Origin of the sequence: Clostridium sp. BIOML-A1, from assembly GCF_009874105.1 — a bacterium.
In the GTDB taxonomy this organism is placed as follows: Bacteria; Bacillota; Clostridia; order Lachnospirales; family Lachnospiraceae; genus Coprococcus.
Genome location: NZ_WWTL01000017.1, coordinates 1 through 25326 on the forward strand (window position 1 = coordinate 1; position 25326 = coordinate 25326).

At 39.6% G+C, this 25326-nt stretch carries 42 protein-coding genes; 1 reads left to right on the forward strand and 41 read right to left on the reverse strand.

Annotated elements, in window-relative coordinates; translation table 11 throughout:
• Positions 1 to 574 precede the first annotated feature (574 nt).
• The gene (locus GT641_RS11875; RefSeq protein ID WP_161117662.1) at positions 575 to 967 is read left to right on the forward strand and encodes a cytidine deaminase; all 393 of its coding nucleotides are present in this window, start codon (positions 575 to 577) and stop codon (positions 965 to 967) included.
• Positions 968 to 1094: 127 nt separating this feature from the next.
• On the opposite strand, the gene GT641_RS11880 is transcribed toward GT641_RS11875, so the two are convergent.
• From GT641_RS11880 to rpsJ, 41 genes are all read right to left on the reverse strand, one after another.
• On the reverse strand, positions 1095 to 1805 hold the full coding sequence (locus GT641_RS11880) for a YbjQ family protein (RefSeq protein WP_161117663.1): 711 nt from the start codon (positions 1803 to 1805) through the stop codon (positions 1095 to 1097).
• A gap of 174 nt (positions 1806 to 1979) precedes the next feature.
• The gene (locus GT641_RS11885) at positions 1980 to 2258 is read right to left on the reverse strand and encodes a DUF4160 domain-containing protein (RefSeq protein ID WP_161117664.1); all 279 of its coding nucleotides are present in this window, start codon (positions 2256 to 2258) and stop codon (positions 1980 to 1982) included.
• A complete protein-coding gene (locus GT641_RS11890; protein ID WP_161117665.1) occupies positions 2242 to 2481 on the reverse strand; it encodes a hypothetical protein in 240 nt (79 codons plus the stop codon). Before GT641_RS11890 ends, GT641_RS11885 begins: the two co-directional genes overlap by 17 nt.
• Positions 2471 to 2740 (reverse strand): hypothetical protein, encoded by a 270-nt coding sequence (locus tag GT641_RS11895; RefSeq protein ID WP_161117666.1) that lies wholly within the window; start codon positions 2738 to 2740, stop codon positions 2471 to 2473. The genes GT641_RS11890 and GT641_RS11895 overlap by 11 nt, the downstream gene beginning before the upstream one ends.
• 129 nt (positions 2741 to 2869) lie before the next feature.
• Positions 2870 to 3268: a 30S ribosomal protein S9 gene (gene rpsI, locus GT641_RS11900; RefSeq protein ID WP_008402708.1), complete on the reverse strand. Its 399-nt coding sequence runs from the start codon at positions 3266 to 3268 to the stop codon at positions 2870 to 2872.
• Between the two features lie 17 nt (positions 3269 to 3285).
• Positions 3286 to 3720, reverse strand: coding sequence for a 50S ribosomal protein L13 (gene rplM / locus GT641_RS11905; RefSeq protein ID WP_008402709.1), 435 nt, complete (start codon positions 3718 to 3720; stop codon positions 3286 to 3288).
• A 212-nt stretch (positions 3721 to 3932) separates the two neighbouring features.
• The gene (locus tag GT641_RS11910; RefSeq protein WP_161117667.1) at positions 3933 to 5078 is read right to left on the reverse strand and encodes a glycoside hydrolase family 3 N-terminal domain-containing protein; all 1146 of its coding nucleotides are present in this window, start codon (positions 5076 to 5078) and stop codon (positions 3933 to 3935) included.
• Positions 5071 to 5808 carry a tRNA pseudouridine(38-40) synthase TruA gene (gene truA / locus GT641_RS11915; RefSeq protein WP_161117668.1) on the reverse strand — a complete coding sequence of 246 codons (738 nt, stop codon included), beginning with the start codon at positions 5806 to 5808 and terminating at the stop codon, positions 5071 to 5073. Before truA ends, GT641_RS11910 begins: the two co-directional genes overlap by 8 nt.
• A 15-nt stretch (positions 5809 to 5823) precedes the next feature.
• The gene (locus GT641_RS11920) at positions 5824 to 6624 is read right to left on the reverse strand and encodes an energy-coupling factor transporter transmembrane component T (RefSeq protein ID WP_161117669.1); all 801 of its coding nucleotides are present in this window, start codon (positions 6622 to 6624) and stop codon (positions 5824 to 5826) included.
• 108 nt (positions 6625 to 6732) lie between these two features.
• Positions 6733 to 8661, reverse strand: coding sequence for an energy-coupling factor transporter ATPase (locus tag GT641_RS11925; protein WP_161117670.1), 1929 nt, complete (start codon positions 8659 to 8661; stop codon positions 6733 to 6735).
• Positions 8662 to 8799: 138 nt separating this feature from the next.
• On the reverse strand, positions 8800 to 9336 hold the full coding sequence (locus tag GT641_RS11930) for a bL17 family ribosomal protein (protein WP_008402714.1): 537 nt from the start codon (positions 9334 to 9336) through the stop codon (positions 8800 to 8802).
• 72 nt (positions 9337 to 9408) lie between these two features.
• The gene (locus GT641_RS11935; RefSeq protein ID WP_008402715.1) at positions 9409 to 10365 is read right to left on the reverse strand and encodes a DNA-directed RNA polymerase subunit alpha; all 957 of its coding nucleotides are present in this window, start codon (positions 10363 to 10365) and stop codon (positions 9409 to 9411) included.
• Between the two features lie 129 nt (positions 10366 to 10494).
• Positions 10495 to 11088 carry a 30S ribosomal protein S4 gene (gene rpsD / locus GT641_RS11940; protein ID WP_008402717.1) on the reverse strand — a complete coding sequence of 198 codons (594 nt, stop codon included), beginning with the start codon at positions 11086 to 11088 and terminating at the stop codon, positions 10495 to 10497.
• 19 nt (positions 11089 to 11107) lie between these two features.
• Positions 11108 to 11503, reverse strand: a complete 396-nt coding sequence (rpsK, locus tag GT641_RS11945) for a 30S ribosomal protein S11 (protein ID WP_008402719.1) — start codon at positions 11501 to 11503, stop codon at positions 11108 to 11110.
• A 112-nt stretch (positions 11504 to 11615) separates the two neighbouring features.
• On the reverse strand, positions 11616 to 11984 hold the full coding sequence (gene rpsM, locus GT641_RS11950) for a 30S ribosomal protein S13 (RefSeq protein ID WP_008402720.1): 369 nt from the start codon (positions 11982 to 11984) through the stop codon (positions 11616 to 11618).
• Between the two features lie 245 nt (positions 11985 to 12229).
• Positions 12230 to 12343, reverse strand: coding sequence for a 50S ribosomal protein L36 (gene rpmJ / locus GT641_RS11955; RefSeq protein ID WP_044946087.1), 114 nt, complete (start codon positions 12341 to 12343; stop codon positions 12230 to 12232).
• Positions 12344 to 12522: 179 nt separating this feature from the next.
• A complete protein-coding gene (gene infA, locus GT641_RS11960) occupies positions 12523 to 12741 on the reverse strand; it encodes a translation initiation factor IF-1 (protein WP_008402721.1) in 219 nt (72 codons plus the stop codon).
• Positions 12742 to 12789: 48 nt separating this feature from the next.
• Positions 12790 to 13557, reverse strand: coding sequence for a type I methionyl aminopeptidase (gene map, locus GT641_RS11965; RefSeq protein WP_044946089.1), 768 nt, complete (start codon positions 13555 to 13557; stop codon positions 12790 to 12792).
• A gap of 1 nt (position 13558) precedes the next feature.
• Positions 13559 to 14203, reverse strand: coding sequence for an adenylate kinase (locus GT641_RS11970; protein ID WP_161117671.1), 645 nt, complete (start codon positions 14201 to 14203; stop codon positions 13559 to 13561).
• Positions 14204 to 14374: 171 nt separating this feature from the next.
• Positions 14375 to 15688 (reverse strand): preprotein translocase subunit SecY, encoded by a 1314-nt coding sequence (gene secY, locus GT641_RS11975; RefSeq protein WP_008402725.1) that lies wholly within the window; start codon positions 15686 to 15688, stop codon positions 14375 to 14377.
• A 2-nt stretch (positions 15689 to 15690) separates the two neighbouring features.
• Positions 15691 to 16131, reverse strand: coding sequence for a 50S ribosomal protein L15 (gene rplO / locus GT641_RS11980; protein ID WP_021944970.1), 441 nt, complete (start codon positions 16129 to 16131; stop codon positions 15691 to 15693).
• A gap of 24 nt (positions 16132 to 16155) precedes the next feature.
• On the reverse strand, positions 16156 to 16338 hold the full coding sequence (rpmD, locus tag GT641_RS11985; RefSeq protein WP_008402727.1) for a 50S ribosomal protein L30: 183 nt from the start codon (positions 16336 to 16338) through the stop codon (positions 16156 to 16158).
• A 14-nt stretch (positions 16339 to 16352) separates the two neighbouring features.
• The gene (rpsE, locus tag GT641_RS11990) at positions 16353 to 16862 is read right to left on the reverse strand and encodes a 30S ribosomal protein S5 (protein WP_008402728.1); all 510 of its coding nucleotides are present in this window, start codon (positions 16860 to 16862) and stop codon (positions 16353 to 16355) included.
• 19 nt (positions 16863 to 16881) lie between these two features.
• Positions 16882 to 17250 carry a 50S ribosomal protein L18 gene (rplR, locus tag GT641_RS11995; protein ID WP_008402729.1) on the reverse strand — a complete coding sequence of 123 codons (369 nt, stop codon included), beginning with the start codon at positions 17248 to 17250 and terminating at the stop codon, positions 16882 to 16884.
• A 17-nt stretch (positions 17251 to 17267) separates the two neighbouring features.
• Complete coding sequence (gene rplF / locus GT641_RS12000; protein WP_044946090.1) at positions 17268 to 17807, reverse strand: 50S ribosomal protein L6; 540 nt, start codon at positions 17805 to 17807, stop codon at positions 17268 to 17270.
• A gap of 291 nt (positions 17808 to 18098) precedes the next feature.
• Entirely contained in the window at positions 18099 to 18500 is a 402-nt protein-coding gene (rpsH, locus tag GT641_RS12005; RefSeq protein WP_044946095.1) for a 30S ribosomal protein S8, read from the reverse strand.
• A 24-nt stretch (positions 18501 to 18524) separates the two neighbouring features.
• Positions 18525 to 18710: a type Z 30S ribosomal protein S14 gene (locus GT641_RS12010; RefSeq protein WP_008402734.1), complete on the reverse strand. Its 186-nt coding sequence runs from the start codon at positions 18708 to 18710 to the stop codon at positions 18525 to 18527.
• Between the two features lie 20 nt (positions 18711 to 18730).
• Complete coding sequence (gene rplE, locus GT641_RS12015; protein WP_008402736.1) at positions 18731 to 19270, reverse strand: 50S ribosomal protein L5; 540 nt, start codon at positions 19268 to 19270, stop codon at positions 18731 to 18733.
• 20 nt (positions 19271 to 19290) lie between these two features.
• Positions 19291 to 19608, reverse strand: coding sequence for a 50S ribosomal protein L24 (rplX, locus tag GT641_RS12020; protein WP_008402738.1), 318 nt, complete (start codon positions 19606 to 19608; stop codon positions 19291 to 19293).
• Positions 19609 to 19621: 13 nt separating this feature from the next.
• Positions 19622 to 19990, reverse strand: coding sequence for a 50S ribosomal protein L14 (gene rplN, locus GT641_RS12025; RefSeq protein WP_008402739.1), 369 nt, complete (start codon positions 19988 to 19990; stop codon positions 19622 to 19624).
• 13 nt (positions 19991 to 20003) lie between these two features.
• Entirely contained in the window at positions 20004 to 20261 is a 258-nt protein-coding gene (gene rpsQ, locus GT641_RS12030) for a 30S ribosomal protein S17 (protein ID WP_173783815.1), read from the reverse strand.
• A 21-nt stretch (positions 20262 to 20282) separates the two neighbouring features.
• A complete protein-coding gene (gene rpmC, locus GT641_RS12035) occupies positions 20283 to 20486 on the reverse strand; it encodes a 50S ribosomal protein L29 (protein WP_008402741.1) in 204 nt (67 codons plus the stop codon).
• A complete protein-coding gene (rplP, locus tag GT641_RS12040; protein WP_117807168.1) occupies positions 20476 to 20913 on the reverse strand; it encodes a 50S ribosomal protein L16 in 438 nt (145 codons plus the stop codon). The genes rpmC and rplP overlap by 11 nt, the downstream gene beginning before the upstream one ends.
• Positions 20913 to 21578 carry a 30S ribosomal protein S3 gene (gene rpsC, locus GT641_RS12045; RefSeq protein ID WP_117807167.1) on the reverse strand — a complete coding sequence of 222 codons (666 nt, stop codon included), beginning with the start codon at positions 21576 to 21578 and terminating at the stop codon, positions 20913 to 20915. Before rpsC ends, rplP begins: the two co-directional genes overlap by 1 nt.
• 10 nt (positions 21579 to 21588) lie before the next feature.
• Positions 21589 to 21975 carry a 50S ribosomal protein L22 gene (gene rplV / locus GT641_RS12050; protein WP_008402744.1) on the reverse strand — a complete coding sequence of 129 codons (387 nt, stop codon included), beginning with the start codon at positions 21973 to 21975 and terminating at the stop codon, positions 21589 to 21591.
• 31 nt (positions 21976 to 22006) lie between these two features.
• Positions 22007 to 22285 (reverse strand): 30S ribosomal protein S19, encoded by a 279-nt coding sequence (rpsS, locus tag GT641_RS12055; RefSeq protein ID WP_044946096.1) that lies wholly within the window; start codon positions 22283 to 22285, stop codon positions 22007 to 22009.
• A gap of 19 nt (positions 22286 to 22304) precedes the next feature.
• On the reverse strand, positions 22305 to 23150 hold the full coding sequence (rplB, locus tag GT641_RS12060) for a 50S ribosomal protein L2 (RefSeq protein WP_044946097.1): 846 nt from the start codon (positions 23148 to 23150) through the stop codon (positions 22305 to 22307).
• Between the two features lie 64 nt (positions 23151 to 23214).
• A complete protein-coding gene (rplW, locus tag GT641_RS12065) occupies positions 23215 to 23514 on the reverse strand; it encodes a 50S ribosomal protein L23 (protein ID WP_008402748.1) in 300 nt (99 codons plus the stop codon).
• A complete protein-coding gene (gene rplD, locus GT641_RS12070; RefSeq protein ID WP_008402750.1) occupies positions 23514 to 24134 on the reverse strand; it encodes a 50S ribosomal protein L4 in 621 nt (206 codons plus the stop codon). The genes rplW and rplD overlap by 1 nt, the downstream gene beginning before the upstream one ends.
• A 22-nt stretch (positions 24135 to 24156) precedes the next feature.
• Complete coding sequence (gene rplC, locus GT641_RS12075) at positions 24157 to 24840, reverse strand: 50S ribosomal protein L3 (RefSeq protein ID WP_008402751.1); 684 nt, start codon at positions 24838 to 24840, stop codon at positions 24157 to 24159.
• A 156-nt stretch (positions 24841 to 24996) separates the two neighbouring features.
• The gene (gene rpsJ, locus GT641_RS12080) at positions 24997 to 25308 is read right to left on the reverse strand and encodes a 30S ribosomal protein S10 (RefSeq protein ID WP_008402752.1); all 312 of its coding nucleotides are present in this window, start codon (positions 25306 to 25308) and stop codon (positions 24997 to 24999) included.
• Between the last annotated feature and the right edge of the window lie 18 nt (positions 25309 to 25326).

Here is a 25326-nt window from a genome sequence, read left to right on the forward strand (position 1 = left end):
TGCTGTATGGATTCACACCTATGGCAAAGGAAAAATCTGCTGTATCGTTCCTGCACACACTACCCAAAATCTGACCTATGAACCATTTGTCAAACTTGTAAAGAATGCTATTGATTGGGTTTAATAGCATTAATAGAGCGTCAAATTACATTTGTCGTAAACATTTACATACTATTGTTTAGAAAAAAACAGTTCCGCTTATTCCCTCAAATTTCTCCTATAAGTGAAGGAACAATTTCTGACTTTATGACAGGGTTACATGCCCTGTCATTTTTATGGTCATTTTTAGAAAATCTGTTCCCGAATCACAAGATTATATAGCAGTGACCCTGTATCTATGATAGATAAATTCATCCATAGATGCCCGGTCACAGAGGTATGGATACCTCGGAAAGGAGATTTTATGAAGAGACCGGACAATAACAAAATAGCAGCACTCTATGAGCGACTGTCGAGAGATGATGAACTGAATGGATACAGTAACAGCATTGTAAACCAGTAAGCGATTTTCTTTGTGTGCTATAGTTATGCTAAACAGAGCGATAAACGGTAATTTGAAAAGGAGATTAAATCCATGGATAGTAAATGGGAAGAATTGTATAAAGCAGCAAAACAAGTATTAAGACCACGAGATGTCTCTAAAATCATTGAGGCAGGCGGAGTTTCCGCAGCAGTAGAATCAGTATCAGGCAAAATATATGTTGGAGTTTGTGTAGATACAGCGTGTACATTGGGGATTTGTGCTGAACGTAATGCTATTTTTAACATGATTACTAATGGGGAAGATGCTATAAAGCGAGTTATTGCTATTGATAGAGATGGTAAATCCATTCCCCCATGTGGAGCGTGTCGGGAATTTATGACACAGTTAATGCCAAAAGAATATAGGAAGATTGAAATAATGATGGATTATGAAAATGAGAGGATAGTAACTCTCGAAGATTTAACACCCGAATGGTGGATATAATCGTTTCATCAACTTCCCATTTGTAGCTGAGAATACTCAGTCCTTTTCTGCTGATCTGAATGCTTTCACAATTTGCACTCATAATGTACATAATATATATGTGGTGACAAACCCACACACTCTAGCTTTATTCTGTTTTTGTAATTTTCTTTGCTCTTACTGCTGTTCCGTTAGAAGAAACCATAATCATATTATTCCCTATAGTCGATATATCTATATCTATGCCAAGAACCGCATTGCATTTCAATTGATGTGCTTTTGCTTTCAAAATATATAATGCCATTTGCTTTGCTTTAGACAATTTTCCTTGATATCCGGTAGCCTGCGTTCCAAACAAATCGCTAAATGAAGCTCCCCACTCTGAAAAAATACCTGTTCCAATAATGTATTCACTATTTACAATATCAACATATTCGTCTATTTCATATCCTTCTAAAAAATGAGTTGTAGACATCAATACATCATAATACACAGCACCTGCGCCGTTAAACATTTGTTTATGTTGCTTTTCTAATTCCCTTTGAAATTCGCTTCTATCCCGCTGTTGTTGTTCGACTTTTTCTTGTTTCATTCTATTATATGTCTCTTCGTCTGAATATAATCCAAGAATCTCATCAAGTCTATTTAACACCTCTGGGTTATTAATCTCATCTCGCTTATTATGTAAAAATTCATAAGACCTTTCTGATATATTATTTTTTGCATCTCCTCCATATTGTTTTAAGTAAGAGATTCTATTATAACAATTTTCACAAATTTTACTTTCATCATTATTAGGAATAAAATTTACCTTTTTCTCTGACTCTATAAACTCTTTTTTACAAATACAACAATTCATAATCGTTTCTCCCACCGTAATAAATAATCTCTCGGAATCTTTAAGCCAGTAAATATACAATGTCATTAACTTAACGTTTGGAGCATACTCTTACAAATAAGGGTATGCTCCAAACGTTAAGTTAATGACATTGCATAAATAGGGGATTTGTGTATGAGAACTACTCATTAAAATTTACTCTCCATAATATCCATTATTCGACAACTGCTGCCATTTTAAATACATTTCTTTATAGTTCTTTTTAATAAATTTTCTAATTTCTCTTATTTCTCGCTCATTTAATTGACCTTGTTTCTCAATGGTTGTATCTCCATCACTTTTTACAAAGAATTTTGCTGAACCGGCCTCTGTTAATTTTCTGTCACTCGCATGGACATGCATAGCCTCAATAACGCAGCTTGCAGTATAATATAAATAATAACCACACACCTTAAATTCATAATACTTCGGCATCGGCTTCCTCCATAAATTCTTTATTTTTATTGTAATAATCTAACACAATCTGAATTTCAATATCATCCATATTCGTTTCTACTATTTCATCTTTATAAATAACCGCTGCATTATTCAAGCAATTAAGATTAAGCACTCTGATATAATCACCATCTTTTGTATAGGCATATCCATTGATAATCATATTTGCATGATCAGCTATATCTTTTACACTAAGCTGCATTAATCTTAACCTCCTTAATTGGTTTCAAAAATGTTTCAGTATCATAATATAACATGTTTAGTATTGGAATTAAATCTATATATTCTTCAACTTCGGGCATTTCTTTGTACTTTGCCATAACAACTAGATATCCATTATCCCATTCAACTACTTTTGTATATCTCTCCAATTTATCAGAAGTGATAAAACGAACCCTTTGATTATTAAATTCAAAAATTGTGTACTTTCCATCATTAGTTAGAACCGCATAATCTTTCATTTAATTCACTCCCTTCAAATAATTTTTCTTATCATTATATTATAATAATACCACAGTTCAAATAAAAAAACACCCCAGAACCGAAGTTCTGAGGTGTAATATACTCTTGATATTCTCTTTTCCGAAAAATTATCTCTTTGAGAACTGTGGAGCACGACGAGCTGCCTTTAAGCCGTACTTCTTTCTTTCCTTCATACGAGGATCTCTTGTAAGGTATCCGGCCTTCTTGAGGATTGGTCTGTATTCTTCTGAATCAGCCTCAAGTAATGCTCTTGAAATACCATGTCTGATAGCACCGGCCTGACCTGTGAAGCCGCCGCCCTTTACGTTAACCATAACGTCGAACTTACCATCTGTACCTGTAGCAACTAATGGCTGCTTAACGATAACTTTCAGTGTATCAAGTCCGAAGTACTCGTCCATATCTTTCTTGTTGATTGTGATCTTACCAGTACCTGGAGCGATATAAACTCTGGCGATACTGCTTTTTCTTCTTCCTGTTCCATAGAACTTAGTTGTTTTAGCCATTGATGATATCCTCCTTCTTAGTACTTAATCTCTAAAACTTCTGGCTTCTGAGCCTGCTGCTTATGATCAGGTCCAGCGTATACATAAAGCTTTGTAATCATGTCTCTTCCAAGTGGTCCCTTTGGAAGCATTCCCTTAACTGCTAAACGGATAACATCCTCTGGCTTCTTAGCCATCTTCTCTTTTAATGTAGTCTCTTTCATTCCGCCTACATAATCTGAGTGGTTGTAGTAGATCTTCTGATCCATCTTCTTACCGGTAACCTTAATCTTGTCTGCGTTTACTACTATTACATAATCACCTGTATCGATATGTGGTGTAAATGTTGGCTTATTCTTTCCTCTTAAAATGCTTGCTATCTCTGATGATAAGCGTCCTAAAGTATGTCCTGTAGCGTCAACTACATACCACTTTCTTTCTATTGTTGATGGGCTTGCCATAAAGCTCTTCATCGTGGTACCTCCTAAATTATTTTCTAAAATATTAATATGGTATATCCTCAAATACGTTGTTTACCGGGGCATTGGTTCACACCGTATCTTTAAACTTCACACATTTGGACATTATACAATACTCATCCGTGTGTGTCAATAAACTTTCTTTATTTTTTCAGGCGTTTTTCTTTATTTTTCAGCATTCATCTACCATTTCGCATTCAAATATGCTATCTGCGTCTGACCGCAAATCTTCCGTTCAGACCACGGCGGTATTTCATCATGAGAATTCTTTTGACAGATGCATTGATCCGTTTTTTCGATATCCGCTTTGTCTTGTAAGCCCGAAGCAATGCCTGATATGTTTCTTTATAATGCTCCGTGCAGAGAAGATCGTCTCCTGCCTGAACTGCTCTGACAGCACTCTCACCCTCACTTCCGGTAAAGCTCCGTACTCCTGCCATCGACAACGAATCCGTAACGATCACACCTTTAAATCCCATTGTATTTCTAATGTATTTGTTTACCTTCGGTGATATAGATGCCGGATTTTTAGAATCAAAACAATGTACAATATTATGGCTTACCATAATCATATCACATCCCGACCGGATTCCCGCCTGAAATGGCTTCAGATCACGTTTTTTAAAACTGTTATAACTTCGGTAATCATGAATCAGATTCGTATGCGTATCTCCATTATTTCCATAGCCCGGAAAATGTTTTAATGAGCTGATCATATCCTCCTGTTTCATGTTATTCACCACAAGATTAATATATCTGGAAGTATCCGTTGCATTTGTAGAAAAACTTCTATTGTAAATAAAGTTACTTGAATCATATGCAACATCGGCAACCGGTGCAAGATTTGTATTGATTCCAAGCTTTTTCAGAAATTTTGCTTTATTCTTCGTGTCTTTTACAATGCCATTCCATCCACCTGCAGAAAAAACCGCTCTCGGTGATGCATATGACGTGGATCGGAACTGGCGATATCTGGATGCCCTTACAACAGTTCCGCCTTCTTCATCCACTGCGATCAACATCGGAATCTTTGACGCCTTTTGAATTCCATAAATTCTGTTTCGTAATGTATCAGGAGTACTGTTTGCAAAATCTTCCCCAAACAAAACATATCCGCCAAACTGATATTGCTTCTGGATATTAACTGCATTTTTAGCAGGAGCCTTCACAAGGATCATCTGGGCTATCTTCTCCTCCCAGCTCATTTTCTTCATCCTGTCAGCTACACGTTGTTCTATATATTTGTCATTATCTTCATAATATCTGGCATGTACATCTGTGCCTGTGTCCGTACATATAATAGTCAGACATAAAAGCACACTCATACATATACAAACGATTCTTTTATTCATATCGGATCTCCACCAGTGTCAAGCCTTTCGCAACTGCGGTCGGTCCTGCCTTGCTCCGGTCTCTCGCTTCCAGGATCTCCTTCACCTGTTCAGGCTCCATCAGCCCGGTTCCGACCTGCATCAGAGTTCCTGCAATGATCCTTACCATATTATATAAGAAACCATTTCCCGTGATCCTGATATGAACCATGTCATCCTCTTTCGTCACATTTACTGCATATATCGTCCGAACCGTCGTCTGTACTTGTGCGCCTGCCGAACAGAAGCTCTTAAAATCATGCTCACCAACCAGATAAGCAGCCGCCTGATTCATCCGCTCTATATCCATCGGATAATAGCAAAATGCCGCATATAACCGTTTTGATGGCAGCTCAAACCGCCGATTCAATATATTATATTCATAAGTTTTCACTGTATCTGCATATCTCGGATGAAAGTCTGCATCCACCTCGCAGGATTCCTGAATCCGGATATCGTCCGGAAGCCGCTGATTTAACGCAAAGGAAAACTTATCCCCCGGTATCCGGGATTCAGTGTCAAATACTGCCACATTTCCACAGGCATGTACGCCTGCATCCGTTCTGCTGGCTCCGATCACCTTGATATCCTCCTGCACCAGTTCGCTGATCGTCCGGTTCAGCACTTCCTCTATCGTTATTCCATTGTCCTGTACCTGCCAGCCATGATAATTTGTACCATCATAGGCTACCACCAATTTTACTCGTTTCATTTTCCCGGTTCCCTGTTATAAATATATCTTCATCAAGATCAATCCTACCACATAAACCACCAGCAGACCATATGCAAATGCATCTTTTTTACTATATCTCAACGGTTTCATGCTGGTACGGCATTCACTTCCGTGATAACATCTGGCGTCCATCGCATATGCCAGATCGGTTGCACGTCGGATCGCAGATGCAAATAACGGAATAAATATCTGGGTATAGCTTCGTATCCGTTTGAAAACATTTCCATTTTCAAAATCTGCTCCACGCGAAAGCTGCGCTTTCATAATTTTGTCCAATTCTTCCATCAGAATCGGAATAAAACGAAGCGTAATTGAAAGCATCAAGGCCATATCTGATACCGGAACACGGAAGATCTTCAGGAATCCAAACAGCTTCTCCAAACCTGCTGTAAGTGCCAGCGGAAGTGTTGTATATGTCATGACCGATGAGCCAATAATCAGATATACGAAACGAAATACTACAATTCCGGTTGTCTTTAAGCTGCCGGTCGTGATATGAAATCTCCAGATACTGACCAGAACCCTTCCATCACCATTAAACAGACTGAAAAATGCTGTAAATAATATAAATGCCAAGACAGCCTTAAGTCCCCGGCAGATAAAAGATAACGGGACACGGCTTAATGCTACATACACAATAAGAAATGCTGTTGCAGCAAGAAAAGTCCACAAATCCTTGCACCAGAAGATCGTAACCGCATATACGATCGTGAGCACCAGTTTTGTTCTGGCATCCAGCTCGTGAATCGGTGATCTGGTATTATAATATTGTCCGATCGTAATGTCTCTTACCATGCTTCTTTCCTCTATATTATCTGATAACTATCCACTTTCTCATGCTGTGTTCATGTTTTTGAAATGTCACCATCAATCTCTATAGCTTCATTAATTTTATATCTCTTCTTATATATTCTTTAGCCCACTAAGTTCCTCAATCACGCCCGCCACGCTTCTTGCTGTAAGTTTGATCTCCGGCAGTAATGCCTCCCTGAGCTTCGCCATTTCCGGCATCTCTAAGCCCAGTTTTTCTACAATCTCCGGCGTTCCAAATGCCTGCTCTACTGCTCCATCATAGACCAGCTTTCCCTGTCCCATAACCAGTATACGATCTGCAATCTCATACACATCCTTCATGTCGTGTGATACAAAGATTACAGTTATATTCCGTTCTTCATGTAATCTGCGGATCAGTGCAAATAATTCCCGTTTGGATTTCGGATCCATGCCGGCAACCGGCTCATCGAGAATAAGGATCTCCGGCATATATGCAAGGATTCCAGCAAGTGCTACACGCTTCTTCTGTCCGCCTGAAAGGTCAAACGGAGAATATTCAAAATATTCCTCTGATATATTCACAAGTGCCAATGCTTCCCTTGCCGCCTGTTCTGCTTCTGCTTTCGACATCCCGAAGTTCAATGCGCCATACATTACATCCGCTAACACCGTACTTTCAAATAACTGATACTCCGGATACTGAAACACAAATCCAATCTTCTTCCGCAATTCTTTCAGATTCTTCGTCTTTCCTACATCAATTCCATCAACCTTAAGCGTTCCCCCCATCGGACGATAAATACCATTTAACATATATAACAGCGTACTTTTCCCGGAACCGGTCTGTCCTGCCACCGCAAGGATCTCTCCTTTTCTGATCTGAAATGACACCTGCTCTACCGCAGGAACCAGTACCGCACCATCCTTATAAGAATACTCCAGATTATCAGCCTCGACCAAGATATCTTTTTTTATCCCGGCATCCAATAACATACCATTGTGTTCTTCTCTATCTATGTTATTTCTATTATCAAGGATATCCTCATGTATTCCATCCTCATTTTTACTTGATGGTATATCTTTCTGCGCCGAATTAAAATGTTCTGCTGATTCTTGTCTGTTTACAAAAGATTTTTCATCACGCAAACATGCCTTTATCCTGTCCGCAGCATCCTTTACCGACAAGATCCCCTCTTTTCTATCAACCAACGCACTTTTTGCGTCTTCATCCAAATTTTTGACAAATTTCTTATCATCGGAATAATCTACTTTCAACTCATGCAACAGCTTATATGGCAATAAACTGTCAAGACCAAGCTGCTCTAACTTCTCTACCTGTGGATAAATCTCATATGGTGCGCCAATCAACTCTACATTTCCATCATCCATTACATAGATCTGATCTGCCCGAACCGTTTCCTCCATCCGATGTGTGATCATAATGATCGCAATGCCAAACTCCCGGTTCAAATGATATAAGGTATCAAGTATCTGTCTACTTCCCACAGGATCGAGCATGGCAGTTGCTTCATCCATAACGATACATTCCGGTGACATGGCCATCACAGATGCGATTGCCAGTCTTTGCTTCTGTCCACCGCTTAGATGTGATACATTTCGTTCCAGATATGCCTCCATCCCTGTCAATCGAAGTACTTCGTTGATTCGCTCCCATATCTTCTCTGCTTCAAAGCCCAGATTTTCCAAACCAAATCCTACATCTTCCGCAACCGTATTTCCTACCATTTGGTTGTCCGGATTCTGAAAGATCATCCCGACTGCACGACGGATGGCCAGCAGATCATCTTCCCGGCTCGTATCTAATACATCAGAATCTCCCTGTATCCATACCGTTCCCTGATTTGGTGCATATAAGCCATTCAGGTGTCTGGCAAATGTTGACTTTCCCGAACCGTTACGTCCAAGAACGGCAATGATCTGTCCCTTATGGGCAACAAAATCCATATCCTTCACAGCCCATTTTTCACCTGTAACATTTCCATCCTTGTCCTTGATATTAAATTTATGTCCAAGCTTTTTCACCTGAATAAAACTCATGTACACTCTCCTATGTTTCTAAACAAATACGATAATTCCATCGAATCAACATCTTTGCAAATATAAAGTCTGCATCTTAGTATAATAAAAAAGCTGCCAAATACACATACATGTACCTGACAGCCCTTATGTTTATAATTATACTAACTCAAGAATAACTTCCATTGCAGCATCGCCCTTACGCTGACCGATCTTGATGATTCTTGTGTAACCACCCTTACGTCCTGCGTACTTTGTACCGTACTCATCGAATAACTTGCTTGTTAAATCAACTTTCTTTGTACCGGCTTTCTTTCCGGCAGCATCTGTAGGAACTTCAACAACCGGATATAATACCTTAAGCATTTCTCTTCTTGCATGAAGTCTTGAAGGCTGATCCTTCTTGATGGTCTTTTCTACTTCATCATATACAGTGACTTTCTTACCATCAACAACTTCCTTCACTCTCTTACCATCTTTATCTTTCTTAGCAACCTTAGCGGTAACGGTAACTTCATCATAGTTATCCTTTTCCTTAACTGCTAATGTGATAAGCTTCTCTGCAATCTTAACAACTTCCTTAGCTCTAGCTTCTGTTGTTCTGATCTTACCATGGTATAATAACTGTGTTACCTGGTTACGAAGTAATGCATTTCTCTGTGCGCTTGCTTTTCCAAGTTTTCTATACATTGCCATTTTTATTTATCCTCCTTACCCTTGCGGGTCTTCACTGTGCTTACTATTATTCGGCTTGAGTGGTAAAAAGTATTATTCCTCACTGTCATTCAGTGATAAGCCTAATTCTTTCAGCTTAGCTAATACTTCATCTAATGACTTACGACCGAGGTTACGAACTTTCATCATATCCTCCGGGGTCTTATTGATCAATTCTTCAACTGTATTGATACCGGCTCTCTTTAAGCAGTTGTATGAACGAACTGATAATTCAAGCTCATCAATATTCATTTCCAGAACCTTTTCCTTCTCATCTGTTACGCTCTCAACCATTACATCAACGGATTTTGCGTTCTCAGACAGATCAACGAACAGGTTCAAATGTTCTACAAGGACTCTTGCAGCGAGGCTGACAGCCTCATCCGGTGCGATAGCACCATTTGTAAATACATCAAGTGTCAGCTTATCATAATCTGTAACCTGACCAACACGAGTATTCTGAACTGTAAGATTAACTCTCTCAACCGGTGTATATATAGAATCAATAGCGATGACATCAATCGGTGCATCTGCTTCTTTATTCTTATCAGAACCAACGTAGCCTCTGCCGTTGCCGATGGTGAGTTCCATCTCAAGTCTTGCATCCGGGCCACTAAGATTTGCAATTACAAGATCAGGATTGATGATCTCGATATCGCCGTCTACATGAATATCAGATGCTCTGACAACACAGTCACCAGCTACATCGATATAAGCCTGCTTCGGCTCATTTGTTAATGAATTGTTCTTTATTACTAAAGACTTGATATTCATAACGATCTCAGTTACATCTTCCTTTACTCCGGGAATAGAACTGAACTCATGTAAAACACCTTTAATCTTAACGTGTGTTACTGCTGTACCAGGTAATGAAGAAAGCATAATTCTTCTTAATGAATTACCAAGGGTTGTACCATAGCCTCTCTCTAAAGGCTCTACTACAAACTTACCATACTTGTTATCATCTGAAATCTCAACTATCTCAATTTTTGGTTTCTCAAACTCAAACATTTAAGCCCCTCCTTTATGGGTAATTAACTGGTATACTCCAACTTTGCAAATATCATAAATATATTCTGCATCCAGACATCCACACGGGTAAATCCCGGATGGATGTACGGATGATCATATTTATTCTTATTACTTGGAATATAACTCGACAATAAGGGTCTCGTTTACAGGAACATCGATCTGCTCTCTGTTTGGCTTCTCAACTACTTCTCCACAAAGGTTTTCTCTGTCAGCGGTTAACCAACCTGGAACTAAATGTCCTTCTGTTGCAGCAATGATATCCTTATATCTCTGTAAGGATTTGCTCTTCTCTCTGATCTCGATCTTGTCTCCGGCCTTTACCTGGTATGAAGGAATGTTAACACTCTTTCCATTAACAAGTACATGCTTGTGATCTACGATCTGTCTTGCTTCTCTTCTTGTTCTTGCAAAACCTAATCTGAAGATAACATTATCAAGTCTTAACTCAAGTAATGTCATAAGGTTAGGACCTGTTAAGCCCTTCTGCTGCTCTGCCTTAGCGTAAAGGTTACGGAAAGGCTTCTCTAATACACCGTAAATGAACTTAGCCTTCTGCTTTTCACGAAGCTGTAAACCATACTCACTTACTTTTCTGTTTGCTCTTGTTGATTTTCTATTTGATTTCTTGTCAATTCCGAGATACATTGGCTCCATGCCTAAAGATCTGCATCTCTTAAGAACTGGGGTTCTATCTACTGCCATCTTACTCTGTACCTCCTAATTAGACTCTTCTTCTCTTTGGTGGACGACAACCATTATGTGGAACTGGTGTAACGTCTTTGATACTTACAACATCGATACCGCAAGCTGCGAGAGCACGGATAGCTGCTTCTCTACCTGAGCCTGGGCCTTTTACCATAACATCAACAGTCTTTAATCCGTAAGGAGCAGCAGCCTTTGCAGCTGTCTCAGCAGCCATCTGAGCAGCATATGGTGTTGACTTCTTAGAACCCTTGAATCCTAAACCGCCAGCACTTGCCCATGAAAGTGCATTACCTTCAGCGTCTGTTAATGTAACGATTGTATTATTGAAAGATGACTGAATATGAGCCTGTCCGTGCTGAACACTCTTTCTGACACGCTTCTTAGCCACTTTTTTAGTAACTTGCTTAGCCATTAACTCTTAAACCTCCTATGGTTTTCCAAATTTATACAAATGTACTTTATCTTCTGCCCGGTGCAGAAGATCTCTTATCTTCTACTATATATAAGAACAAATGAAAACAGTATTATTTCTTCTTGTTTGCTACTGTCTTCTTAGGTCCCTTACGTGTTCTTGCGTTTGTCTTTGTCTTCTGTCCACGAACAGGAAGTCCCTGTCTATGACGCTTACCACGGTAGCATGCAATTTCCTGTAAACGCTTGATGTTAAGTGCTACTTCTCTACGTAAATCTCCTTCAACAGTCTGTGTTGCATTGATTACTTCGCTGATTCTTCTTACTTCATCATCAGTCAAATCATTACAACGTGTGTCAGGATTAACATTTGCTTCCTTAAGGATACGCTGTGAAGATGCCAAACCTATACCATATACATAAGTAAGACCAATCTCAACACGCTTGTCTCTTGGTAAATCAACACCTGAAATACGAGCCATTCTAATTAACCTCCGTAAAAATTCTTCTGTCCGGCATATCGGATCTCGACATATCTCAACATGAAAATGCTGAGGTGAAATGCATATGTTTCCATCTCGCTGCCTATTTTTTTATTTTTACTAGCATATAATGATTATGCTACAGCCGCTTTTAAAATTTACAACACATCCGTGTGTGTTGATACATAAAAAACAAGATATCATATGGATGGGCTATCATCCGGATACCCAGTTTCTTTTTTTGATTAACCCTGACGCTGTTTGTGCTTTGGATTCTCGCAGATAACTCTAACGATTCCCTTTCTCTTGATAACTTTGCACTTATCGCACATAGGTTTTACTGATGCTCTAACCTTCATTAGAAAATCTCCTTTCAAAAAAAGTCCGCTACAAATAGGCATTCTATCATTTTTCACAATAGAATGCAAGTCCCATTTTCTGTTTTTTTCATATTAATGGGTTTATTATGATAAATCACATCCCATAAAGGGAATATCTTTACAGGATGTTCATTACATACCTCTTTATATAGAAGAATTTATTTATCTCTCCAAACAATTCTTCCCTTTGTCAGGTCGTATGGTGATAATTCAATTGTTACCTTATCACCCGGAAGGATCTTGATATAATTCATTCTGAGCTTACCACTAATGTGTGCTAAAACCTTATGACCATTCTCGATCTCTACTTGAAACATTGCATTTGGTAACTTCTCGATTACTGTTCCTTCTACTTCAATTACGTCTGCCTTTGACATTTTTAATCCTCCTTAAAATCCTTGAGATTTTGAATTCATTTTTTATTTCTATAATTCCAATCCTTCTGCCTGCGACAAGATGATCGGTCTGTCCTCTGTAATAAGGATCGTATTCTCATAGTGTGCTGCATTGGACCCGTCCACGGTTACAACCGTCCAGTCATCATCCAGCCAGTCTACTTCATAATCACCTGCTGTTATCATCGGTTCGATCGCAATCGTCATTCCCGGTTTCAGCTTCGGTCCTTTTTTGATTGTTTCAAAATTCGGTATTTCCGGATCCTCGTGAAGATTTGCTCCAACACCATGTCCAACCAGGTCTTCTACGATTCCATATCCAAATTTTAAAACATACCGCTCTACAGCCCTTCCGATATCTCGAATATGATTTCCCGGAACAGCAACCTTCATTGCTTCGAAAAAGCTCTGCTTAGTTACTGCAATCAGATGCTCATTTTCCGGTGAAATCTTTCCTACTCCGTAAGTTCTTGCTGCATCGGAGTGATATCCTTTATAGATAACTCCTGCATCAAGACTTACTATGTCGCCCTCTTTCAGAAATCTTGTCTTTGATGGTATACCATGAACAACTTCTTCATTCACTGATACACAGATAGATGCCGGATAACCATTATAATTCAGAAAAGAAGGAATACAGCCATAACTTCTGATCACTTCTTCACCAAGTTTATCAATTGCATAGGTTGTGATTCCCGGTTTGATCGCCTTCTTCAGCTCCTCATGTGTGAGAGCAAGAATTCTGCCGGCTTCTTTCATCAATTCAATTTCTCTCTCAGATTTTATAGATATTGCCATTTTATTCACCTAAAATCTTAACGATTGCTGCAAATACATCATTCATATCCATTGTTCCGTCAACTTCTTTTAAGATACCCTTCTTAGCATAGAAATCGATCAATGGCTGTGTCTGCTCATGATATACTTTCAGTCTGTTTAATACTGTTTCCGGCTGATCATCATCTCTTAAGATAAGATCGGATGAACATACATCACATTTGCCTTCTACTTTTGTAGGGTTATATACAATATGATATGTTGCACCACAGCCAACACATGCACGTCTTCCGGACATTCTGCGAACGATGTTCTCATCCGGTACTTCTACATTGATAGCATAGTCTACAGAATCACCGATTGCTGATAATGCTTTGTCAAGTGCCTCTGCCTGTGGAATTGTTCTTGGAAATCCATCAAGGATATATCCCTTTGCGCAGTCGTCTACTTTGAATCTGTCGATTACAAGATCTACAACTAATTCATCCGGAACAAGAAGTCCCTTATCCATATATTCTTTTGCCTTTGCTCCGAGTTCTGTTCCGTTCTTGATGTTTGCTCTGAAAATATCTCCTGTTGAGATATGAGGTACTCCGTACTTCTCAGCGATCATTTTAGCCTGTGTACCTTTGCCTGCGCCTGGTGCACCTAACATAATTATCTTCATATATAACCTCCATTTTTTATTTTCCTGCGGGATACATTCATTGCAATCCCTCCTGTTATCAGCCCGTCCTCCAAATGAACAAGCCATAGATACTTATACTATAATACACGAATAGGAAGTGCACAAGTGTACACTCCCATTTTTCGTGTTTTTTATATCTTTATCTTACAATTAATCTAATAAGAATCCCTGATAATGTCTTACTAACATCTGTGATTCCAGACTCTTCATGGTTTCAATTACAACACCAACTACGATGATGATGGATGTTCCACCGAATGAAACATTTACACTGAAAAATCCGTTAAAGAACATTGGAATCATCGCAACGATCAAAAGACCAACTGCTCCGATAAATATAATATAGTTCAGTATTTTATTTAAATAGTCCTGGGTTGGCTTACCCGGTCGGATACCCGGTACAAAACCACCGCTCTTCTTCATGTTATTTGCAATCTCCATCGGATTGAAGGTAATTGCTGTATAGAAATAAGCGAAGAAGAACACAAGTAAGATATATACTGCCAATCCAAGGAATCCCCAAGGATAGTTCGCATTAAACCAGTATGACTGGCTCATTCCCTGAAGGATCTTAGCACCGACACCGGATGGACTCTTTCCAAATAAACTTGTTATAATAGAAGGAATCGCCATCAGTGAAGAAGCGAAGATTACAGGAATAACGCCTGCTGTATTTACCTTAAGCGGAATGTTGGAGGACTGACCTCCCATCTGCTTTCTACCCTGAACTTTCTTTGCATACTGTACAGGAATCTTTCTTTCAGCTCCCTGAAGCATACATACAAGAATGGTTACACATACAACAATTGCAACAACCAAAAGTGCAATTAGACACATTCTGACCGGATCTTTGTCTTTGATGAACTGTGTGTAAATATTCTTGAAATCATTTGGCATGGTTGATACGATGTTGATCAACAGGATAATGGAAATACCATTTCCCACACCACGATCTGTTACACGCTCGCCAAGCCACATTACAAACGCACTACCACCGGTAAGGATAACGATCATTGTCAATACTGTCCAAAAATTGTAGCTGTCCATGAATCCTTTTCTTCCGAAATTGATCGCAAGACCTGCACTTTCCAGAATTGCGAGACCGATCGTTAAAAAACGGGTAATTGCTGTAATTTTCTTTCTTCCGTCTTCACCATCTTTCTGCATCTCTTCCAGAGCAGGAATTGCTATGGTAAGAAGCTGAATGATAATGGAAGCTGTAATATATGGTGTTACGTTCAATGCAAATATTGACATCTGATCGAACGATCCTCCGGTAAATGAGCTGAACAGATTAAAAGAATCTCCAAGTGCATTGCTCAGATACTCTTTAATTGCATCAGCACGGATTCCCGGTACAGTAATCAGGCTTCCCAGCCTGACTACTATAAGAACAAAGAATGTGTATAATAATTTCTGTCTTAATTCCTTTACTTTGAATGCATTGATAAAGGTTTTAAACATTATTAGATCACCTCTGCTTTTCCGCCAAGAGCTTCAATCTTCTCGACTGCTGACTTTGAAAAAGCATTTGCCTTAACTGTAAGCTTCTTTGTTAACTCTCCATTTCCAAGAATCTTAACTCCATCACGTGGATTCTTTACGATACCGCATTCAACAAGTGTATCTACTGTAACCTCTGCTCCATCCTCGAAACGATCAAGAACTGAAACATTGATTGCAACGATATCTTTGTGATTGATACATGTAAATCCTCTCTTAGGGATTCTTCTATATAAAGGCATCTGTCCGCCTTCAAATCCTGGTCTAGGTGATCCTGAACGTGCCTTCTGACCCTTATGGCCCTTACCTGCAGTCTTACCATTTCCTGAACCATGACCACGGCCTACTCTGAAATTAGTACTATGCTTAGAACCTTCTGCTGGCTTTAATGTTGATAAATTCACGACCTGCACCTCCTTCAAATATAATTAAATCTCTTCTACCTTTACTAAATAACTAACCTGCTTAACCATACCAAGAGTTGCAGCATTGTTAGGAAGTTCAACTGACTTGTTTACCTTCTTAAGTCCTAATGCTTCTACAGTTCTCTTATGCTTTGGTACGCATCCGATTGGTGATTTTACTAAAGTAACTTTTAACTTATCTGCCATCTTATAATACCTCCTTAGTTAAGTATCTCATCAACAGATTTTCCACGAAGTCTTGCGATTTCTTCCGGAGTCTTGATCTCTGAAAGACCTTTGATTGTTGCAAGAACTACGTTCTGTTTGTTGTTTGATCCTAAGGATTTTGTACGGATATTCTTGTATCCGGCAAGCTCAAGTACGTTACGGGCAGGACCGCCGGCGATAATACCGGTACCTTCTGGAGCTGACTTAAGCAATACTGTTGCGCTACCGAATTCTCCGTTCCAATCATATGGGATACTTCCGTTTTCATTTACAGGAACTGTAACAAGGTGCTTAGCTGCATCTTCCTTACCCTTACGGATAGCTTCTGGAATTTCTACAGCCTTACCAACGCCTACGCCTACATGACCGTTTTTGTCACCAACAACTACAAGACATGCAAATCTAGAATTACGTCCGCCCTTAACAACCTTAGTTACACGTTTGATATCTACTACTTTATCTTCTAATTCTAATTTACTAGCATCAATTATTTCACGCTTCATATGTTGTTCTTCCTCCTTCTTAGAATTCTAGACCAGCTTCTCTTGCTGCATCTGCTAATGCCTGAACCTTACCCTGGTAGATGAATCCTCCTCTGTCAAATACAACAGTCTTGATTCCCTTTTCCAGTGCTCTTTCAGCAACGACTTTACCAACGTATGCTGCTGCATCTACATTATCTGTCTGCTCAAGTGCTTCCTTGATTGACTTCTCTACTGTTGATGCTGCTACAATTGTGTTTCCAACTGAATCATCAATAATCTGAGCGTACATATGATTATTACTTCTGAAAACTGCTAAACGTGGTCTATCTGCTGTTCCAGCTAAATGATTACGAACACGCATATGCTTCTTAATACGAACTTCGCTTCTTGATTCTTTATTAACCATCTTATCTCACTCCTTTATTATTTCTTACCAGTCTTACCAACTTTACGTCTGATAGTCTCGTCAACATACTTGATACCTTTGCCCTTGTAAGGTTCCGGTGCTCTCTTTTCTCTGATCTCTGCTGCATACTGACCAACTTTTTCCTTGTCAATACCAACAACTGAAATCTTGTTACCATCAACCTTTACTTCGATACCTTCTGGGTCAACCATCTCAACTGGATGTGAATAACCAAGAGCAAGAACTAATTTATTGCCCTGCTTCTGAGCTCTATAACCTACACCGTTTACTTCCAGATCCTTAACATAACCCTCTGTAACACCAACGATCATGTTGTGGATAAGTGTTCTGGTAAGTCCGTGTAAAGACTTCATCTTCTTTAAATCATTAGGTCTTGAAACTGTAATTACATCAGCTTCTAACTTAATATCCATTTCTGCCGGGAGAACTCTCTCAAGTGTTCCCTTTGGTCCTTTAACAGTCACTTTATTATTTTCTGCGATATCTACAGTCACTCCTGCAGGTACAGCGATAGGCATTCTTCCGATACGTGACATTTCGCCTTCCTCCTTAAAATTTATAATATTTGTATTTGTGCTGCATGGAGTGTATCCATGCAGGCTTTAACCTCCGGTATTTTTCAGGAAATGATGCCGGAGGAATGTTTTATCAGCTTTCGCACTAACTTCGCACGGCGCTTTCAGCTTGTGCTCACTAAGTGCTCTAATGACATCCACTCGAACTAAACTCATCCATCGTCTTCGACTCGTATTCGTTAAGTCTCGGGATGGGCTTTCGCACTAACTTCGCACGGCGCTTTCAGCTTGTGCTCACTAAGTGCTCAATGCCTACCAAACAAATGCTAATACTTCACCACCAACATTCTGCTTTCTTGCTTCCTTGTCAGTAAGTACACCTTTGTTTGTTGAAATAATTGCAGTTCCGAGTCCACCAAGTACTCTTGGAAGCTCATCCTTACTTGCATATACACGAAGACCCGGCTTAGAGATTCTCTTAAGGCCTGTGATGATCTTCTCGTTCTTATCTACACCATACTTCAATGTAATTTTGATTGTCTCAAACTTACCATCTTCGATAATGTCTACTGCCTGAACATATCCTTCTGATAAAAGGATGTCAGCAATAGCCTTTTTCATCTTTGAAGCAGGGATCTCTACTGTATCATGCTTTGCTGTGTTAGCATTACGAATTCTTGTAAGCATATCTGCTATTGGATCGCTCATTGACATAATATTTCTTCCTCCTTCTATCTCTTACCAGCTTGATTTCTTAACGCCAGGGATCTGTCCCTTGTATGCTAATTCACGGAAGCAGATTCTACAGATTCCGTATTTCTTTAATACTGAGTGTGGACGTCCACAAATCTTGCAACGTGTATATTCTCTTGATGAGAACTTCTGTTTACGCTGCTGTTTAACTTTCATTGCTGTCTTAGCCATAACGAATCTTCCTCCTTTAATTATTTGCTGTAAGGCATACCAAATAATGTTAACAGTTCACGACCTTCTTCGTCTGTCTCTGCTGTTGTAACAAAGATGATATCCATACCTCTGACTTTATCAATCTTATCGTACTCGATTTCCGGGAAAATAAGCTGTTCCTTGATACCTAAAGCATAGTTACCTCTGCCATCGAAACCATTAGGATTAACACCTCTAAAGTCACGTACACGAGGAAGTGCAAGGTTTACAAGACGATCTAAGAACTCATACATCTTCTCGCCACGAAGTGTTACTTTACATCCGATAGGCATTCCTTCTCTTAACTTGAAGTTAGCAACGGACTTTCTCGCACGTGTAACAACTGCCTTCTGACCAGCGATTGTTTCAAGATCCTTGATAGCTGCGTCTAAAACTTTAGCATTTTCTCTTGCTTCACCAACGCCCATGTTAATAACGATCTTATCAAGCTTTGGGATCTGCATTACATTTTTATATCCAAATTTTTCAGTCATGGCGCTTTTGATTTCAGCGTCATACTTTTCTCTAAGTCTACTCAACTAAGACGACCTCCTTCCAATTAATCTATCTTCTCTGTTTTGCCATCTACTTTAGCAACACGGACTTTATCTTTACCTGTTCCTTCAAAACCAACTCTTACCGGCTTGCCTTTGTAAAGATACATTACATTGGAGATGTCCATTGGAGCTTCCATTTCGATAATTCCGCCTGCCTGGTTAGCCATGCTTGGCTTGCTGTGCTTAAATACTTTATTTACGCCTTCAACGACTACAGTACCGTTCTTCTTGTCAACACGAAGGACCTTGCCTTCTTTGCCTTTGTCCTTGCCGGCAATAACCTGTACCATATCATCTTTCTTAATCTTTAATGTTGCCATGGTCTACACCTCCTTATAATACTTCAGGTGCAAGTGAGACAATCTTCATGAACTTCTTGTCTCTTAACTCTCTTGCAACTGGTCCAAAGATACGTGTTCCTCTTGGATTTAAATCGTCTTTTATAATAACTGCTGCGTTCTCATCAAACTTGATGTATGAACCATCCTTACGACGAGCGCCCTTCTTTGATCTTACTACTACGGCCTTAACAACATCACCTTTTTTAACAACTCCGCCTGGTGTTGCGTCTTTAACAGAGGCAACGATGATATCGCCGATATTTGCATATCTTCTTACTGAGCCGCCTAAAACTCTGATGCAAAGGAGCTCTTTGGCACCAGTATTATCAGCAACTTTAAGTCTTGTTTCCTGCTGAACCATTTTATTTGCCTCCTTATTTAGCCTTCTCTATAATCTCAACAAGTCTCCATCTCTTATCCTTTGATAAAGGTCTTGTTTCCATAACTCTTACTCTATCGCCAATATTGCACTCATTCTTCTCATCATGAGCCTTTAACTTGTAAGTTCTCTTTACGATCTTTCCATAAAGAGGATGCTTAACATTATCTACGATAGAAACAACGATTGTCTTGTCCATCTTGTCACTTGTAACGATACCTACACGTGTTTTTCTCAGATTTCTTTCCACAATATATTCCTCCTTCTAAGATAATTAAGCATTAGCCTTCTGGGCTATAACTGTCTGTATTCTTGCAATATTCTTTCTTACATCTTTGATTCTGCTTGTGTTCTCTAACTGATTTGTAGCATTCTGGAATCTTAAGTTAAATAATTCCTTCTTTGCAGCTACTAATTCGTTCTGAAGCTCATCAACAGATTTAGCATTTAATTCGTTCATATAGTCCTTAGTTTTCACTGCCTGCTACCTCCTCTAAATCTTCTTTTGAAACGATCTTACACTTAAGTGGAAGCTTGTGCATAGCAAGTCTTAAAGCTTCTTTTGCTACTTCTTCAGGTACGTCTGCAATCTCAAACATAACTCTGCCCGGCTTAACAACTGCTACCCAGTACTCAAGTGCTCCCTTACCTGAACCCATACGAGTTTCAGCCGGCTTAGCTGTAACTGGCTTATCAGGGAAGATCTTGATAAATACTTTACCACTACGCTTCATATATCTTGTCATCGCAATACGGGCTGCTTCGATCTGGTTTGACTTGATCCATGCTGGCTCAAGTGCTACTAAACCATACTGACCGTTTGTAATCTTATTGCCTCTAAGTGCCTTACCAGCCATAGTTCCTCTGAACTGCTTACGACGCTTTACTCTCTTAGGCATTAACATTATTTATCCGCTCCTTCCTTATTTCCTTTTACAGGAAGTACTTCACCATGGTAAACCCATGTCTTAACACCAACTTTACCAAATGTTGTGTCTGCTTCAGCAAAACCATAATCAATGTCAGCACGAAGTGTCTGAAGAGGAATTGTTCCCTGGCTGTAGAACTCTGTTCTAGCCATATCAGCACCACCAAGACGTCCTGAACATGAAGCCTTGATACCAAGTGCTCCGGCTTTCATTGTTCTGCTCATGCATGACTTCATTGCTTTTCTGAATGAGATACGGTTCTCAAGCTGTGCTGCAATGTTCTCAGCTACTAACTGTGCGTCTGCATCCGGCTTCTTGATTTCTTTTACATCGATGAACAGCTTCTTATCTGTAAGCTTCTGTGCATCTGCTTTGATCTTTTCGATTCCAGCTCCGCCCTTACCGATGATAACACCAGGCTTAGCTGTATATAATGCAACCTTTACTCTGTCTGCAGCTCTCTCGATCTCAATTTTTGAGATGTTTGCATTGTAAAGTGTCTTCTTTAAATAAGTTCTGATTTTATGATCTTCTACAAGGTTGTTAGAAAATTCATCATTCTTTGTGTCAGCATACCATCTTGAATCCCAATCTTTGATAACGCCGACTCTTAAACCATGAGGATTAACTTTCTGTCCCATTATTTACCTCCTATCTCTCGTCAAGCACGATTGTGATGTGACTTGTTCTCTTCTCGATTCTATATGCTCTACCCTGGGCTCTTGGATGAACTCTCTTCATTGTAGGTCCCTTGTTAGCGTAGCACTCTGCTACATAAAGGTCCTCTGCCTTAAGTCCATTGTTGTTTTCAGCATTTGCGATTGCTGACTTTAACAGCTTCTCTATAACACTTGAACCATATCTTGGGTTGTATGCCAGAATACCAAGTGCAGTCTGAACATCCTTACCTCTGATGGCATCTAATACGAAACAAGCCTTTGTTACTGACACTCTTGCATATGATACCTTAGCTGATGGTCTGGTATCTTTATTCTCATTTCTGAGTCTCTTATCATGGGATCTATGTCCTTTAGCCATGATTTAGTCCTCCTTTCAAATATTCCAAATATTATTTTCTACCCTTCTTTTCGTCTTTACCATGGCCTCTGTAGGTTCTGGTAACTACGAACTCACCAAGCTTATGTCCAACCATGTCTTCTGTAACATATACAGGTACATGCTTTCTTCCATCATGAACTGCGATTGTATGACCTACGAATGATGGGAAAATTGTTGAACGTCTTGACCAGGTCTTAACAACTTCTTTGCTATTGCTTGCATTCATAGCATCTATCTTCTTGAGTAAATGCTCATCTGCGAATGGTCCTTTTTTTAATGAACGAGCCATTGTCATACCTCCTTATTAACTATTTAATGCTCTTGCCGTCTCTTCTTCTTACGATCATCTTATTAGACTGCTTGTTCTTCTTTCTTGTCTTTAATCCCATTGCTGGCTTACCCCATGGAGTTGAAGGGCCTGAACGACCGATTGGTGCTCTACCTTCACCACCACCATGTGGATGGTCATTAGGGTTCATAACAGAACCACGAACTGTTGGTCTAACGCCCATGTGACGTTTACGTCCGGCTTTACCAATGTTAACAAGGCCATGCTCAATGTTTCCTACCTGACCGATTGTTGCACGGCAGATGATTGGAACCATTCTCATTTCGCCTGAAGGAAGTCTTAATGTTGCATACTTTCCTTCCTTAGCCATAAGCTGTGCTGAGTTACCTGCTGAACGAACAAGCTGTCCGCCCTTACCTGGGTATAACTCGATGTTGTGTACCAATGTACCAACTGGAATATTCTGAAGTGGGAGGCAGTTACCAACTTTGATCTCTGCTTCAGCACCACTCATAAGAACATCTCCTACTGCTAACTTATAAGGAGCAAGGATGTATCTCTTCTCGCCATCAGCGTAGAACAGAAGTGCAATGTTTGCTGATCTGTTTGGATCATATTCAATTGCATTAACTGTTGCTGGAATTCCATCCTTATCGTTTCTCTTGAAATCTATAATTCTGTATTTACGTTTCTCACCACCGCCGTGATGTCTAACTGTGATCTTTCCCTGATTATTACGACCAGCTGTCTTGCTCATTGATACAACGAGTGATTTCTCAGGTGTTGATTTTGTGATCTCTGAAAAATCAAGACCGGTCATATTTCTTCTGGAAGGTGTATATGGGTTATATGTCTTAATTCCCATTTTTGTTCTCCTTTCGGTTCAATTTATTGTCACGCTTTTTTGCGTATAAATCTGTTTCGTTATTTTACAGTCCTTCGAAAATTTCGATCTCTTTGCTTGCTTCTGTAAGTTTAACGATTGCTTTCTTGTACTTGTCTGTTCTTCCAAGTGTTACGCCACGTCTTTTAACCTTACCGTCATTGTTCATGGTGTTAACCTTAGCAACTTCTGTTCCTTCGAACATCTTCTCTACAGCTTCTTTGATCTGAGCCTTTGTTGCTTCCGGGTGTACAAGAAATGTGTACTTCTTCTCTGCCATTGCATTCATACTTTTCTCTGTGATTACAGGCTTAAGTATAACGTCATAATATTTGATGTCTGCCATTATGCGTACACCTCCTCAATTGCTGCTACAGCATCCTTTGTAAGAACAAGCTTATCATACTTAAGAATGTCATATACACTCAGTGAGTTTGTAGCTGTTGTCTTAACTGTTGGAATGTTGTTTGCTGAAAGAACAACTTTGTCGTTCTTATCCTTTGTTACTACTAATGACTTAGGAGCTTTAAGATTTGCAAGGATCTTTGCGAATACGCTTGTCTTAACCTCTTCTAATTCAATCTTGTCAACTACAACAAGTTTATCTTCTGCAAGCTTTGCTGAAAGTGCTGACTTCATAGCAAGCTGCTTTTCTTTCTTATTCATCTTAACTGAATAATCTCTTGGCTTTGGTGCGAATACAACTCCGCCGCCTGTCCACTGTGGAGATCTTGTTGAACCCTGTCTTGCATGACCTGTTCCTTTCTGTCTCCATGGCTTTCTTCCACCACCTGATACTTCAGAACGAGTCTTTGCGCTCTGTGTACCCTGACGGCTATTTGCCTGCTGGCCAACTACAGCCAGATGCATTAAATGTTCATTTATCTCTACACCGAATACAGAATCATTGAGTTCTAATGTCTCAACTTCTTTTCCTTCGATGTCATAAACCTTAACTGATGCCATTTTCGTTCCTCCTTCCTAAAGACTACTTGCCAGTCTTTACTGTATCCTTAATCATTACTAATGATTTCTTTGGTCCCGGAACTGCGCCCTTTACCAAAATAACATCATTTTCTACATCTATCTTAACTACCTCAAGGTTCTGGATTGTAACTCTTACGCTACCCATATGTCCAGGCATCTTCTTACCTTTGAATACTCTACCCGGTGTAGTAGCTGAACCGTTTGAACCTGCATGTCTGTGATACTTGGAACCATGTCCTGAAGGACCTGACTTTAAGCCGTGTCTCTTAAGACCACCTGCATATCCCTTACCTTTTGTCTTTGCTGTAACGTCGATCTTGTCTCCTTCAGCAAATACATCGGCTTTGATCTCTGCACCAAGTTCGTACTGAGCACAGTCATCAAGTCTGAACTCTCTGTAGAAAGTCTTAGGTGTTGTGTTTGCTTTCTTTGCATGTCCAACTTCTGCCTTACCAGCACCATGTGGGTTTCTGATTACTTTCTTTCCTGATACGTCTTTTGTTGTGATTCTTTCTTTCTTTTCGCCGAATCCTACCTGAATTGCATCATAACCGTCATTCTCAACTGTTTTTACCTGGGTTACAACACATGGACCAGCCTGTAAAACTGTTACCGGCACTAACACGCCGTTTTCGTCGAAAATCTGAGTCATTCCGACTTTTGTTGCTAAAATAGCTTTCTTCATTTTAAGTTTTCCTCCTAATTTAATTCACAGCGGATTGTTTTAACAATCATACTAAATTACATCCTTCGGATGCATTAGGTTACTGCTTATGCACTGCTTCGTGCTATGTTTGTTTTTGTGATTTGATTAGTTCACTTCTAATTTTTTTGTGGCTGATTATTTCATCTTTACGTCGATGTATACGCCAGCTGATAAATCGATCTTCTGTAATGCATCAATTGTCTTCTGTGTTGGTGCAATTACGTCGATTAATCTCTTATGAGTTCTCTGCTCGAACTGTTCTCTTGAATCTTTGTACTTATGAACAGCTCTGAGGATTGTGATCTTCTCAACCTTTGTAGGCATTGGAACCGGTCCGCTGACTTTAGCTCCTGTCTTTTTAACAGTATCGATGATCTGTCCAGCAGCCTGATCGATAAGTTTGTGGTCGTACGCCTTCAATGTGATTCTCATAATCTGATTTGCCATAAAAAAAGCCGCCTCCTT